10 protein-coding genes are annotated in these 14,408 nt (G+C 43.3%); 9 read left to right on the plus strand and 1 reads right to left on the minus strand.

Features of this window, described 5'->3' with window-relative positions:
• The first annotated feature begins 3 nt into the window (after positions 1 to 3).
• From traK to BM386_RS24180, 5 genes are all read left to right on the plus strand, one after another.
• On the plus strand, positions 4 to 621 hold the full coding sequence (gene traK, locus BM386_RS22090; protein WP_091698157.1) for a conjugative transposon protein TraK: 618 nt from the start codon (positions 4 to 6) through the stop codon (positions 619 to 621).
• Between the two features lie 287 nt (positions 622 to 908).
• Positions 909 to 2,147, plus strand: coding sequence for a conjugative transposon protein TraM (traM, locus tag BM386_RS22100; RefSeq protein ID WP_091698160.1), 1,239 nt, complete (start codon positions 909 to 911; stop codon positions 2,145 to 2,147).
• 25 nt (positions 2,148 to 2,172) lie between these two features.
• Positions 2,173 to 3,009 carry a DUF4138 domain-containing protein gene (locus BM386_RS22105; RefSeq protein ID WP_091698162.1) on the plus strand — a complete coding sequence of 279 codons (837 nt, stop codon included), beginning with the start codon at positions 2,173 to 2,175 and terminating at the stop codon, positions 3,007 to 3,009.
• Between the two features lie 7 nt (positions 3,010 to 3,016).
• A complete protein-coding gene (locus BM386_RS22110; protein WP_091698164.1) occupies positions 3,017 to 3,745 on the plus strand; it encodes a hypothetical protein in 729 nt (242 codons plus the stop codon).
• Positions 3,746 to 3,905: 160 nt separating this feature from the next.
• On the plus strand, positions 3,906 to 4,106 hold the full coding sequence (locus BM386_RS24180; RefSeq protein ID WP_170857156.1) for a JAB domain-containing protein: 201 nt from the start codon (positions 3,906 to 3,908) through the stop codon (positions 4,104 to 4,106).
• 515 nt (positions 4,107 to 4,621) lie between these two features.
• On the opposite strand, the gene BM386_RS22120 is transcribed toward BM386_RS24180, so the two are convergent.
• A complete protein-coding gene (locus BM386_RS22120) occupies positions 4,622 to 5,965 on the minus strand; it encodes a vanadium-dependent haloperoxidase (protein ID WP_091698168.1) in 1,344 nt (447 codons plus the stop codon).
• 486 nt (positions 5,966 to 6,451) lie between these two features.
• Here BM386_RS22120 and BM386_RS22125 point away from each other — a divergent pair, with 486 nt between their 5' ends.
• The 4 genes from BM386_RS22125 to BM386_RS22140 all read left to right on the plus strand — a co-directional run.
• A complete protein-coding gene (locus tag BM386_RS22125; protein ID WP_091698170.1) occupies positions 6,452 to 9,454 on the plus strand; it encodes a sensor histidine kinase in 3,003 nt (1,000 codons plus the stop codon).
• A gap of 64 nt (positions 9,455 to 9,518) precedes the next feature.
• Positions 9,519 to 10,139 carry a response regulator transcription factor gene (locus BM386_RS22130; RefSeq protein WP_091698171.1) on the plus strand — a complete coding sequence of 207 codons (621 nt, stop codon included), beginning with the start codon at positions 9,519 to 9,521 and terminating at the stop codon, positions 10,137 to 10,139.
• A 99-nt stretch (positions 10,140 to 10,238) separates the two neighbouring features.
• On the plus strand, positions 10,239 to 10,667 hold the full coding sequence (locus BM386_RS22135; protein ID WP_091698173.1) for a hypothetical protein: 429 nt from the start codon (positions 10,239 to 10,241) through the stop codon (positions 10,665 to 10,667).
• A 161-nt stretch (positions 10,668 to 10,828) separates the two neighbouring features.
• On the plus strand, positions 10,829 to 14,408 hold a 3,580-nt coding region (locus BM386_RS22140), incomplete at its 3' end, for an MBG domain-containing protein (RefSeq protein WP_139235965.1).

A 14,408-nucleotide genomic window follows, 5' to 3' on the forward strand; every position in this document is an offset into this window, starting at 1 on the left:
GCTATGTTTCAAAATCTCAAAAATCTGGATACTGCCTTCCGCCATGTCAAATACCTATCCTTTGCAGTCACCCTGGGTTCCCTCTGCCTGTCAGGCTACCTGGGAATGAAGGCAATACAGGCAACGCAAGCTGCACAGGAGCGGATCTACATTTTGGCGGAAGGTAAAGCTTTGGAGGCTTTTTCGGCTACCAAAAAGGAAAACATACCGGTAGAGGCAAGGGATCACGTGAGGATGTTCCATTATTATTTCTTTACGCTGAGTCCGGATGAAAATTTTATTATGGAGCAGGTATCCAAGAGTCTGTACCTGGCGGATGGCTCTGCCAAAAGTGTTTATGATAATCTGCGGGAAAGTGGCTATTACACCCAAATCGTATCAGCCAATATGAATCAGACTGTGGAGACGGACAGTGTGAGCATCTCGATGGATTCCTATCCTTTTGATTTCAGGTTTTACGGAAAGCAAAAGATTGTCAGGCCTACTTCGCTGGTGACCAGAAGTCTGATCACCCAAGGCAGGCTGCGGCACATTGACCGCACGGATCAGAATCCCCATGGATTCCTGATTGAAAACTGGGAAACCCTTGCTAACGAAACGATAACGGTGAAGAAGCGATGAGAATATTGGGAATACCTGTTTCTCCTGCAATTCGGGAATGTGCCTTTCTTGAACACTATGCTGCTCTGTTTTCTAAAAAGGTCAACAGGCTCCCGGAGTCGGCTAAAAAGCGATTGATAATTGGGTTTATTCTCCTTTGTGTAGCGGTGCTAGGTGGGAATTTGATGCTGGAGATATTTATGGGAAATACTACTTCCCTGCGTATTCCAGCGTGGGAACCACCGCTGATTTATTTCGACTCCCTTGACTATGAACCAAAAACTATAAACCAATAACTAAACCATACCATGCAACAGCTAACTGATAAGCAGAAAAAAGAGCGCAAATTTTTACTTGCACTTCCTATTCTTACCCTACCATTCCTTTGCCTTGCCTTCTGGGCCATGGGAGGGGGTTCGGGGGAACCAAGTATAGGCGAACAGCAGCAAGGATTGAACATGACGCTGCCGGAAGCACAGGTAGAATCGCCTGCGTTGACTAAACTGGAATCCTATGAACAGGCGGAAGTGAAGGCTTCCAAAGTTCGGGAGCAAAGGAGGATGGATCCCTTTGCTGAAAGTGCAATAGAGGAGGAGGATGCTTCACCTCGTTTTATTGTACCTATTGGGCAGGAAAGCAGATTGCAGGAAACGGAAAACGAGGTGCAGGAAAAAATGTTTACCCTGGAAAAACTACTCAACCAACCCGATGTGCAACAGAAACCTGCTGTACAGGTGATTGGCTCAGTTGAAACCGAAGAACCTGGGAAGCTGAGTGATTCTGCCGATCCTGATCTGCAGAGGCTGGAAGCTCTGATGGCATCCGTTACAGGCCCGGGATTGGAAGACCCCGAGATGGAGCGGATTGATGCTATGCTGGATAAATTACTGGATGTGCAGCATCCACAACGGGTGCATGAACGCATGTCCCAGACAAATGATCAGGAAAGGAAACCTGTTTTTGCAGTCAGTTTGGATCAGGATGACCCGCAAGCGGATTCTCCTAAGGAATCTGTTTACAGTGGGAGGGAACGAAATGGGTTTTATTCTCTGGAAAGCGAAACGCCCTTATCCTTTGCACGTGTTCGGCCTGCTATTGCTGCACAGGTGACCAAGGATCAGGAAGTGGTAACGGGGGCTTCCATCGAAATGGAACTGACCCAGTCCATGTTCATTGATGGAGTGGAGTTTTCGGCGGGAACGCCTATAACAGGAGTCTGTACATTGGATGGTGAACGGCTGACTATAGCAGTCCGGAGCATCCGTTCCGGGAACTTGATTGTTCCTGTGGATTTGGAAGTGGTGGATCTGGATGCACTCCCCGGAATAAAGATTCCCAATGCCATTACCCGTGATGCAGTCAAGCAGGGAGCAGGGGAAGGGATCCAGTCTATGAACAGGATAGGGATGTCATCCTCCTGGGAGGCGCAGGCTTCCATGGCCGGAATGGAAACAGTAAAAGGCATCCTGTCCAAAAAAGCAAAGCTGGTCAAGGTCATGGTCAAGGCAGGTCACCCGCTGCTGTTGTCTGATCAGTCTGTTAACTAATCTAATCACTTAAAAACCATTTTCTATGAGAATTATTATGGTATTGATAGCGTTTGCGCTATCCCCGATTTGCTGTGCCCAATTCGTTCAGGAGGCACAGACTGAAACCTATCCCCTCCAGATCGGATGGGACAAAACCACGGTGCTGGTTTTTCCTTATGAAGTGGTCAGTGCGGATTTTGGAAGTCCCGCTGTGTTGTCTGAAAAGGACAAAGCTGCGCCCAATGTGCTGAAGCTGAAAGCTGGAGTTAGGCATTTTACTTCCACCAGCATGTATGTGATAACCAGCGAAGGAAAGCTTTATCCTTTTACAGTGGACTTCACAGAATATCCGGATGCCAAACCCATTGATATCGGAAAACAGCAGGAGGTCGAATATGCCAATGTATTGTTGGAAGGATCGGCCATGAATGCAGCTGATATTTCTGCTGTGATTAATGCCATGTCCCAGCGGACTCCCGATAGATTATCATGGGGAAAAAAGAGGGGGATGGTCCGGTTGGGATTGGGAGAACTAATTGAGAAGGACGGGCTGCTCTTCCTTCAACTGATCCTTGAAAATGAGAGCTGGGTGGACTATTTGACTAAAAAATGGAGGTTTACAGTTCAGGACAAAAAGCAGACGAAACGCACTGCAATCAGAGAAGTGACCCTAGAACCCGTTTCATTCAGTCCTTTTCAAGGCGTTGAAGGGAGGTCTGCAGGCTTGGCGGTATTTGCATTTCCCCGGTTTACCATCTCTGATGCAAAGGAACTTTCCATTCAGGTTTTTGAAAGCAATGGTGACCGCAATCCGGTCGTGAAGCTTTCAGGAAAGAAACTGCTTCAGGTTCAACCTATTTTAATTTCAAACCATAAATAACATAATCATGACGATCAAGGAAAACATACAGGAACTACAGGACCGGCTGAAATACTCAGGATTCGGAGAGACGCTGAACAAAGAGCTTGAAAAACAGGTGAAGGCTAAGAAAAGTGATTTTGAACTGAATATGAGCAAGGAGGTAGGGGATAAAAAACTAGACTACGGCTTACATTTTAGAAAGTCGGATGAGGGCAGGTATTATTACAATGGCTTTGATGCTAAATTAAGTACACCTGAAGGGAAGGAGCAGTCCCAGCGATTTTACAATAACCAAGGGGTTTCAGCAAAAGAAGCCTTGAATCTATTGGAAGGAAGAGCAGTGTTTAAGAGTCTGTTCAACAAAGAGGGAGAGCGGTACAACGCATGGCTTCAGTTGGACCTGGGGAGTAAGGACGAGAAGGGACAGCACCCGGTCACCCAATACCACCAGAATTATGGGTTTAAACTGGAGGATGCGGTACAAAAGCTTCCTTTAAATAACATGGGGTCACCGGACCAGCTTGACCTGCTACTTTACAGCTTGAAGAAAGGAAACCGTCACGAGGTTGACATTATAGGGAATGATTCGAGGTTTTTGCTGGAGGCCAATCCTAAATATAAAACAATGAATGTCTATAATGTAGAGGGAAAACGCTTGAAAATCAGTGATTTGAATGCAGCTCAAGACCAGGTTAAAGCTGAAGCAAAAAAGATTCCCGAGGCCCAGCGTAAATCAAAAGGAGTGAAGGTGTAAGTTTTTGGAAAGTGTGTTGGTGAAATTTTTTAATTAAAACCCGGTGTAACAGCCGGGTTTTTTGTGTGCTTGCATTTTTGAAGGTTTCAGGCAATGCTAGTGCAAAGGGATGATAAGAAGTAGGTCTTTTCATTTCGACTGGTAGATACCAAGCTGGTTTTTGCCACTGCGTAAAAGTAGTCACCAAGTCGTTAGTGACCCACATAACCATCCGAATAGGAATCTACTTCCATCAGAACAGGATAAACGATTAACGGCTAACTTGGTGAAAAAGCAAAAAGCCTTAGATATGCCGATTTTGGACCATTTAATTGTAAATGCAGATAGGTGTTATTCCTTTGCAAGTGGAGTAGAGCTTTAAAATTCCCTCCTCCTTTTTTTATTCGACCTAAAGTAGTTTCAATAGGTGAATGTCTGACGATGTGGTTGGCGGAATTATTCAGAATCCGAATATTTCCTTCTTCTCTCATAAAACTTTTCTTTGAAAAACTGACTTAGTAAACCAAACGGATTGACAGGGAAGGCAACAGTGATAAAATCCTATTTGCTTGATGTGGATCAGATTTTTGAGGTATTCGACGGTAACCTATAGCCTTCTTCCTTTTTCCGGCGAAACAGGGCTTTAGCATAATGAGGATGCCAGACTGAGTTTTACACTTAATCCACTTTAGCTATTCTGCACTTTTGACTTTCGGATACCTGCCTTCATCCATGGTGGCGTTGAATGGTTTTTGAAGAGTAAAAAACTAGACCATGCCCCAATTTAAGATGGGCATGGTCCTCATTTAATGTTTAGAAAAGATCGGAGAAACGGCTAAATGCTTACCACTACTTTTTAGTGTATCTGAGGGGTAGGTTCAGCATTGGCATAACGTTTTATTTGAACTTTATTTTCCCTACGTTTTTCCCGACTTCTATTCCTTGGGTTAAGCCAACTTCTATTCCTGCTCGAAAATGGATTCCTCCGTATAGTCTGGACATAGCCGCTTCATTGGCAAACTCAAAGAATGAATTATAACTTCGTGGGCTTCCGTCAATGTCCCCCCTTGAAACGTGCATGTTGTCGGTAAACCCATAGTTTTCGCCGAAAATGTCAGTCAGAACTTGGGCAGTAGCACTTGATTGAACTGAATGTCCGGAGGAATATTCAGGAAAAGGAGGGGTGTTCAAAGGAATAGTCCAAGTATCATCGATGTACCGATGAACGTAAGTGATAGGTCGGATTAGATTGTAGGTGTACTTTGCATTCCAGCAGGAAATAAATGCATCATTGATGGCTATTCCCAACTTCGCAAGTGTAACGACTGTCAATTCTAAACTAGCCTGTTCTTTCTTTAAAACACTCAAAGCAATGGAAAAAGAATGACCTCCCGGGGTGGACGTTCGTTGGGGATCGTCTGACCAAAAATCTGCTATGGTTTTTTGAGCTGGCGTCAAATTATTTACGACATGATATACCTCGTTTGCCTCCTCAAAGAATTGTGAGCCTGACTCTGTTGAAAATGGTGGTGGAGGGACAGGCAATGTTCCTTCCCTATTTTCAGTCAACCATATTCTCGCATCTTTCCAGTAGGGTTGTAGTGCTGGGTTATAATCAGGTAAAGTTGGTTCCCAAGATCCCGGAGTGGTCGGAGGGGTATAGGTTGATGGGAAATTATTTGCGTAAGCTTCTTGATACGTATCCGAATCTGCAAAATCCGCCATCGCTTCTCCGACTAATGATCCATAGGCAATTGATCTTTCTTTGATCGCAAGTTCTTCTGAAGTGTACTTTTCAATCCAATCAGCTTCCATTTGTGAGATAGCCGCTTTGTTTTCACCACTAGCATTGGGGAAAACATTAGCTACAATTCTTGCCAATGCAGAATTTGCCACCAAGTCCCAATTGTATTGCTCTCCAATGGTTGCTTGGGGTACTGTGCCAACTGGAAAAGCACTGAGTTGACCTTGCAAGGTTTTATACTCTGGCATTCCGGGTAGGACACTTTCGTACAATCCAATCCCGATATAGCCCATCGCACGAGCTACTACCGGCGGAGAGAATCCGGGGGTGTCTCTTGAGAGAATTAAAATAAGGTTTCCCCAATCATACACTAAATCGGAACTATAAACTGAGGCATTTGGTGTTGTGATTTGTTCTGGTCCATTAGTAGGATCGCAGGAAATTAGAAATAGTGTCGTTCCAAACAGGAAGAACAGAGATTTTAAAATCTTCTTCATTCTTAAATAGATTCGCTTTAAAATTGATTTATTCTTTTTAGTCTGTGTTTTTTGGATTGTATGGCCTAGTACATTCGCTTCGTTTTTGTATGACTGATTAGTGACGATTTTTTTTGAAATAAGAAGCTTTCCAGGGTGTAGGCTCTGTCAAACCGTAGATGTAAAATGTCCTTTAACACTAGTTGACATGCTTGGTCGTATCATGGCGCAAAGGTAGGATCAGGCATTGTATCAGTACATCCCTCTTTTGGGTGGTATGGTCGTTCTTAACTCAATTAACTAACAAGGTGTAAAAGTGAAAAATCTGTTTCTCTTAGCTCAACAGCGAGGCTTGAATAGATATAAATGAATAGATAAAAAACTGAGCATGCGCTTAACTTACATTTCATCAGGATTATATCATACCTCATCCCATAAGGGAATACTTAAAAAATTAAATCCTATATATTTACTTTTTAGTATTACCAAAAGATAGTTATTCCTTTGATGAAGAACCTCTTCACCTCGATTGCAGTATGTTTTTTTTTGACAGTTCTCTCCCTTTGCTCATATTCTCAGGATAATGGGTTTTTACTTAAGGAAATCCAGTTGCCTGAAATTCTTAAAAAACAGATCATTACTCACGTAGAGAAGGATAATTCCGGTCTTCTCTGGTTTGTGACCAACAGTGGATTATTTCGGTACGACGGTAATGAGGCAATTCTCCTGGATAAATTCAGCAACCCGGAAATTGCACACAGCTCGATAACCGACATTTTAGCGGACCAGAACGGTAACCTGTGGATAGGGGGGCTGGATGGGCTTACAAGATTTAACCTGAAGGATTGGGAGACTATTCGCGTTAAAACGGGTGATGAAGGGGATGGAGGAATCTGGAATGAGTCTGTTCAGTCGATTGGGCAAAGTGAAGATGGACGAATCTATGCCGGTACCTTGGATGGGAAACTTTATCAGGTCGTGGGAGATAGCCTGGATTTGGTGGTTGATATCAGCCGGCATTTCGGAGACCTCTTTCCGATGGCGTCTATTTACAGTATCGAAGAGGCTTATCCCGGGGAATTATGGATGAGAACCGAAATTGGAAAGGTGGTCAGAATTAATATCGACAACAGGGAAGCTCCAACCCCGGAGTACTTTGGTCTCAAAGAATTTGAAGGACAAGCAATTCGGGATATTTACTTTCACCCTTCAGGTAATTCAATATTTTATATTCCCAGACTAGGCTTATATTTATTTGATACCCGTTCTGGATCTATTGAACACTTAGCCCCGGAACAGGCAACTGACCTAGGGAAAACCGGATCTGTATATTTTACACCCTTTAATGATGATGAGGTGTTGATTTTTACCAATCAGCCAAACATCGGAAAGGAGAAATTATTTAGGTATCATTTCCATAAGGATTCCTTTACAGTACAGTTGGTTTCTTTTCCCGAATATCTTCAAGACAACTACATCGATTGGCTTCAGAATACCGGCTCCACTTTGCTCATGTCTTTGAATAACCTAATCGTGCAGCTGGTACCTGTCAAAGAAATGTTTGCCTCAATGTTTTCCGAGCCTGTGGCTATCAATAGCATACGGAGTGTATATAAACATACGGATGGAAAGCTGTTAGTCGGCTCCTATAAGGACCGCTTTATTTCGGTTGATGAAGCATCAGGCAGAAAGAAATCCATCGCCAATCCATTTGTATATGATATGCTTCACTGGAATGCTGATACGTTAGTAGTAAGTACTGAAGGAGATGGGTTGTTTTGGTACGAAATAAACAAAGAACGGCTCACCCCGATAACGCTGAGTCCAGACCGAGGTCAGAACCGCACCCGCTCACCACGAACCTATATGACTATGCTTGCAAAGGCAGGCGACACTTCATTATGGGTGGGGACTTATTCAGGACTCTTGCTGGTAAATCCTTATACACAGACCTTCCGGCCAATCAGAGACGATCAATTGGTTCAGACTAAAATTTTGAGCTTGTCGGTGAATGAAGAGAAAGTTTGGCTTGGAACGCCTGCCGGTTTAGCTGAATGGGACAGTCGGACCGATTCGCTGAGATACCCTGTCCAGGGCTATCCCGTATATTGTATTACCCGGGTGGGATCAGAATTCTGGATTGGCACCGAAGGGAAAGGTATTCTCGTATTGGACAAAAAGGGGGCGGTTAAAGACACCATTGATAACAGGGATGGACTGACAAATGATATTGTCTATAGTCTTGAAGAAGAGGGGGGATTTGTGGTAGCAGGGACGCAAAATGGGTTAAGTATTATTAACAGGGAAACCAACTCCATTCAAAATTATTCTCAGCTTGACCAGCTTCCTGCGAATGAATTCAACCATTCCGCCTCTTTTAGTCAAGGTGATACGGCTTATTTCGGTACCATTAATGGATTGGTACGCTTTAGTATGTCAGATGCAGGTACTCCTTTTAACCCTATCTCTCCTGAGCACATTCCCCTTTTGGTTACTAGTCTTACTACCGAACGAAGCGGGGAGGGCACCCTTCAGAACTATTCGCTCCCCTATCAAACCGAAAGCAGGATAGTGATCGAAGCAGGGACTCGTTATTTTTCAATCAGTTTTGGAGGGCTTAGTGAATACGCTTCCCAATTGCAGTATTTTTATAAAATAGGCAAGCAAAGGGATTGGTTCCCCCTGGGAAATCGTAAAGAAATTACTTTTGCGGAAATGCCTCCTGGCAAGTACAACATTGAGCTGAACGCACGCATGCCGGACGGACAACAGATCGGCTCTGTTTTGCAGGTGCCGCTCACCATCAAACCCTCTATGCACCAAACGCTATGGTTTAAGGGATTGATCGTATTGTTTATCCTTCTTATCCTTTGGGGTATTTTCAAATATCGGGAAAATGTCCTGCGCAAAGAAAGGAAGTTACGTATCAAGATTGCAAGTGATCTGCATGATGAAGTGGGGAGTTCTCTTACCCGTATTTTTTTCCAGGCGGATATGTTGTCGTCAGGATATCAGCCTTCAAAAGGAGGGGAAAAGCAGTTACAACAAATTGCCGATACGAGTAAAAATGCGTTGCTAACCATGAGTGATATGGTATGGTCCATCGATTCCCGTTTTGATACTGTACAGGATTTGATCACTCGGATGAAGGACTATCTGTACAAACTCCGGGAGGAATTGGAGATTGATTATAGCTTTGAGGTTGAGGGTAATCCTTCTTCACGTCCGGTGTCGCAAATCGTCCGGCAAAACCTGTTACTGATATTTAAGGAAGCACTTACCAATGCGATTAAATATGGGGATGGGTCGGAAATAGCTATTGAGCTAAATTTAGAGCCTTCCATGAAACTGAGTGTTAGAAATAACTATTCTGGCAAGAATGGATTAATCGCTGACCAACAAGGTGGCAGGGGCTTGGAGAGTATGCGTCAACGGGCAGAAAAGATGGGTGCTGAATTGGCTATAAGCGCAGAAGGGGAGGTTTTCCTGATCAAACTGCGAGTTAAGTGACTTTAACCTGATACTACCCAAAAGGGGGATGTGCTGTTAAGAAGGCTATACTTACCTTTATATAATGATACGCTTAGGAATTATAGAAGACGATGAGCAGATTAGAGAAATGTTGACTGGTTATTTTTATGGTCAACCGGGATTTTCTTGCCTCTTGTCTGCTTATTCAGTAGAATCATTTTTTGAGCAGTGGGACGAAGGGATTTTTTTGGATATAATTCTTTCGGATATCGGTCTTCCGGGTGAGTCAGGGATAAAAGGAGTACAGCGGATTAAGAAACATGCACCCAAGTGCCAGGTGATTATGTTGACGGTGTATGATGATTCGCGACGGATTTTTCAAGCGCTGTGCAATGGCGCCTCAGGTTACCTTCTCAAGCAGACTCCACTGCAGAAAATCAAAGAAGCGGTAGTGACCCTCCATGAAGGCGGTGCACCTATGTCTCCCGGCGTTGCACGCAAGGTAGTGGAGTATTTTAACCCTAAGCATACCGAAGACCTTCAGGAAAAGCTGACTCCACGGGAAGCACAGGTGGTGGAAGCAATCGAAGAAGGTCTCACCAATAAGGAAGTGGCCATCCGACTGGATATTTCACTGGAGACGGTAAAGTACCATGTCAAGAATATCTACGAAAAGCTGGAGGTGAACAGCCGCCACGGGTTGATCAGCCGAAAGTATAAATAGTGCTTCTGGGAATCGCTCCCCCCCAAAAGAGGGATACCATCTTGATGGAAATAGTGCTCACTTTGTAGCGCTATGGAAAGTTCGCTACTACGTCTAAACATGCTATTTTCCCGCTTGGGGAGGACTTTGCTTTTTATTTTATTAAGTATAGTCGCGTTGGCCGAGCAGCCTTTTTTCACTAGCTGGCAAACCAATACCGATACCGCAAGTATTACCATGCCGGTAAACTCTCCTTTAACCGGGTTCTATTATTTATCTGGCTGGGTCGATGGCTCTATGGAAGCTAATCTGACCGGTGATATCTCATTTACCTATACTAACGCAGGTGTGAATACTGTTGCCCTCACCGATAGTTTTCCAGTTATCCAATTTTCCAGCGAATCAAGTGGTAGGGTCAAGGATCAAAAACTGCTGAGTATAGAAGAAGGGAGTTTCAGATCTGGCTTTGTTCAGGGTATTGTTTCTCCCAAATCCAAAGTCTTAAATCCGATCAGATTGCCATCTGACTTATTAAATTTTATTTCATAATTACTGCAGAAAACATGTTTTACAAGAACAGTGGCATTATTTCAACGTGCTTTTTAAATTTTTTAAAATCAGTGTTTCAGGAGTGCAAAGCTAATTTCTTGAAATTTGTTTCTCGCCCTTTAAAAGAGGGAAGCGCCTTAGGTATGCTAACCCTATTGTTAATGATGGGTTATCAATCCTCACTAAGGTCGCAAACCGTACTTGTACCAGGTGATATTGCTTTTTTAGGTTACAATACTGATGCTAATGGTTCTGAAGACCATTCTTTTTCTTGGATTACGCTAGAAGATTTATCTGTAGGAACGGTAATCTATTTTACCGAAGAAGGTTGGAATGCCAACGGTAATACATGGTATGCGGGAAACGAAGGACATTATTCATGGACTGCTACAGGAGCAACACCTGCCGGAACAATTATCTATGTTTATGAAAATGGGTCAACAGATATTTTAATATCTTCTGTTGGCAGTATGTCTTCCCTTTTGAGAGGAACTAGTTGGAATCTCGCGGGAGGTGATAACCTATTTGCTTACCAAAGCACTACTGGGGCTAAGCCTAACTCCCCTAATTTTCTATCTGGACTGAATGGTGACGATAATTTTGCCCACACGACAGGTTGTGACGCTGCAAATAATTGGTTCGATTGTCAGAATTGTACAACTGCTGGACAGTCATGTGCTACTACTGGAACTGGTACTTCCGGGCTTCCGAATGCACTAACCGATGGAACCAATGCGGTTGCTTTGTTTCCTAATCCACATAATGAAACGGACAACGCAAAATATAATGGTGTATTAACAGGAACTAAAGCTTTTGTATCTTCTGAAATAAACAATAGAAATAATTGGATTTATGATGATTCAAATGCTTTTACCATTACCTCAGCTGCATATAATACGCCAAATATTGTTCCTGAAATTACAAACACGCCTCCCACAGCAACAGCTCCTCTGGAACCTTCTGTAAACGAAGATGACGTCAATGTAGCCTTATCAAATACGATGCAGGTAAGTGATAGCGATGGCGACAATCAGACGTTAACCTTTACGGTCACCGGAGGTACATTAACGCTTGGAACTGTTGGAATAACTTTTGGAGGTTCAGGAAATGCTTCAGCGAGTTTTACAGCTTCGGGAACCTTGGCTGCAATTAATGCGGCACTGGATGCAGCTACGTTTACCCCGACGCCTAATTTAATTGGCGACGATGCAGGTACGATCTCCTTTGTATCCAATGATGGGACTGCTGATTCCAATACTGCTTCGGTTACCTTCAATATCACCGGGGTAAATGATGCCCCGTCTTTCTCCGGAACAATTAGAAGGATAGGTTATACTGAGAGAGGTACACCTAGTAGGTTTAATGGAGGGGGAAACTTGGCGGTGACCGAACCAGACGGAGATGCGCTTACAGAGGCCACAATACAATTTCAAAGATTCTTTGATGATGATGCATTGTCAATTTTAAGCCCCGGGCCATATGAATTTACCAGAAACGGAAGTCTATTCACTCTATCGGGAAATGGGACATCGGCCGAAATGAGAACGGCTCTTGAATCTATCGAATTTAGTAATTCGGGTTACGATCCAACCAACGGCGGTGTTAATGGGGTCCGATATGCCCAAATAGTGGTCAAAGATGAATTTGGAAACGCTTCAAATGGTCTCAATTTAGTTATACAGATTTTAGCCATAAATAACGATCCTACTTACACTGGGATTCCGTCGGATATTTCCGTTATTAAGAATTTCCCAAGTGAAGTGGATCTTTCAATAGCTACTTTGGAGGATATAGATTCTGGTCTAGGTAATATCACTGTATCCCTCTCAGTTTCAGCTGGCTCATTAACTGCAAGCAATAGTCAGGGAGTTTCTGTTTCCTCCCCTTCAGCAGATGTGCTGTTTCTTGAAGGATCAGTTGGTGCGTTAGACGACTTCCTGAATACTCCGTCAAACATCAGGTTTACTGGAGAAATTGACGCACTGCTTACACTATCCGCAAATGACGGTGGGAATACAGGGAGCGGCGGAGGAACTTCTGTTTCATTCGGGTCTGTGAATATCAACGTGGAAAATCCATCTCCGGTCGCAATACCACCAGTTGCTCCACTTGTAGAGGAAGACGATGAAAATGTCCCATTATCCAGTGATTTTAGTGTAACTGATTTGAATGGGGACGATCAAATGTTAACTTTCACGATTACAGGAGGGACACTTTCCATTGGGACGACTGACATTACTTTTTCAGATGGGTTAAATGGCTCTGCGTACTTCACCGCTTCCGGCACATATGAAGCTATAAATAATGCCCTATCTAATGCAACTTTCACTCCGACTCCTAATTTATTTGGAGAAGATGCAGGGGTGATTTCATTTACAGCCAATGATGGGACGTCTACCTCTGCGGAGGCTTCAGTGACGTTTGATATAGTAGGAGTTAATGATGATCCTACTTTTGAAGGCATACTAAACTCCATCACAGTAGAGGAGGATGAGTATCCGGCCTATCTGAGAAATGCGCTGTCTTCAGGAATATTTGAAGATATAGATGCGGGATTAAATAATGTTTCGTTGACCATAGCTGCTTCTCAAGGTGCTATCCTTATAGGTAATCCAACTAGTTATGGAGTTACACAATCAGGCCATAATACTTCGACGCTGACTCTCAACGGACCGGCGGCGAACATTGAATCTTTTTTAAATAGAGATATAACTGTAGCTCTGGTTTTGCCGGAAAACCAAAGTGGACCAAATGCTATAACGATAACGCTCACCGCAAATGACAATGGAAATACTGGAACAGGCGGGGGAAATGATGTAGTAGTCGGCACTGTCAATGTAAACATTACCCCGGTAAACGATGCTCCTGAAGCAATAATTGGCACTATGCCTTCTATCAATGAAGATGATACAGAAGTGCAGCTCACTGGATTAATGGAGGTAGTGGACGTGGATGAAGATGATCAAACGGTGAGTATTTCTGTTGTTGGTGGTACTGTGAGTTTAGGTGCTGAAGGAATTACATTTGGGGGGAGCGGTAATGGAACCACCTCCTTCACTGCATCGGGTTCTTTGTCTGAAATCAATGGCTCTCTCGCTTCAGCAACATTCACCCCTACACCTGATTTATCAGGTGAAAACGCTGGATCGATTTCTTTTTCTGCCAATGATGGAACAGTAAACTCAAATGTTGCATCTGTGAACTTTGATATCATCGCAGTCAATGAAGAGCAGACAATTACCTTCAATGAAATACCTGAAAAGACCTATGGTGATGCTGATTTTGTACTTGGAGAAGCAACTACTGATCTTGGATTGACAGTAACATTTACTGCAGCAGATCCTTCAATTGTTGAGATTGTTGGGAATACAGCAACTATCTTAAAAGCAGGTTCTACTTTAATTACTGCTACGCAAGAAGGTGGAGAAGATGCTGACCCTGCAGCCGAGGTTCAACAAACTCTTGTTGTCAAGAAAAAAGAACTGACTGTCACAGCAAATGACAATCAATATAAGGTGTTTGGAACCTCTGATCCAGTTTTTACTTATTCTGCAAATGGGTTTGTTAATGAAGAAAATGAAAGCGTATTATCAGGAAGCTTAAGTAGGGAAGCTGGGGAAAATGTTGGGGAATATGAAATTGAAATTGGAACACTAGCAGGATCTAACTATTCAATTGTCTTTACTAGTGCCTTATTTACAATCACACCTGCAAAGGTTGGGGATATCACCTTCGAAGATG

Source organism: Algoriphagus locisalis (assembly GCF_900116615.1).
Lineage (GTDB): Bacteria > Bacteroidota > Bacteroidia > Cytophagales > Cyclobacteriaceae > Algoriphagus > Algoriphagus locisalis.

Coding starts and splice junctions, on each gene's coding strand:
- traK (WP_091698157.1), top strand. CDS start 4: ATGTTTCAAAATCTCAAAAATCTGGATACTGCCTTCCGCCATGTCAAA.
- traM (WP_091698160.1), top strand. CDS start 909: ATGCAACAGCTAACTGATAAGCAGAAAAAAGAGCGCAAATTTTTACTT.
- BM386_RS22105 (WP_091698162.1), top strand. CDS start 2,173: ATGAGAATTATTATGGTATTGATAGCGTTTGCGCTATCCCCGATTTGC.
- BM386_RS22110 (WP_091698164.1), top strand. CDS start 3,017: ATGACGATCAAGGAAAACATACAGGAACTACAGGACCGGCTGAAATAC.
- BM386_RS22120 (WP_091698168.1), bottom strand. CDS start 5,965: ATGAAGAAGATTTTAAAATCTCTGTTCTTCCTGTTTGGAACGACACTA.
- BM386_RS22125 (WP_091698170.1), top strand. CDS start 6,452: ATGAAGAACCTCTTCACCTCGATTGCAGTATGTTTTTTTTTGACAGTT.
- BM386_RS22130 (WP_091698171.1), top strand. CDS start 9,519: ATGATACGCTTAGGAATTATAGAAGACGATGAGCAGATTAGAGAAATG.
- BM386_RS22135 (WP_091698173.1), top strand. CDS start 10,239: ATGCTATTTTCCCGCTTGGGGAGGACTTTGCTTTTTATTTTATTAAGT.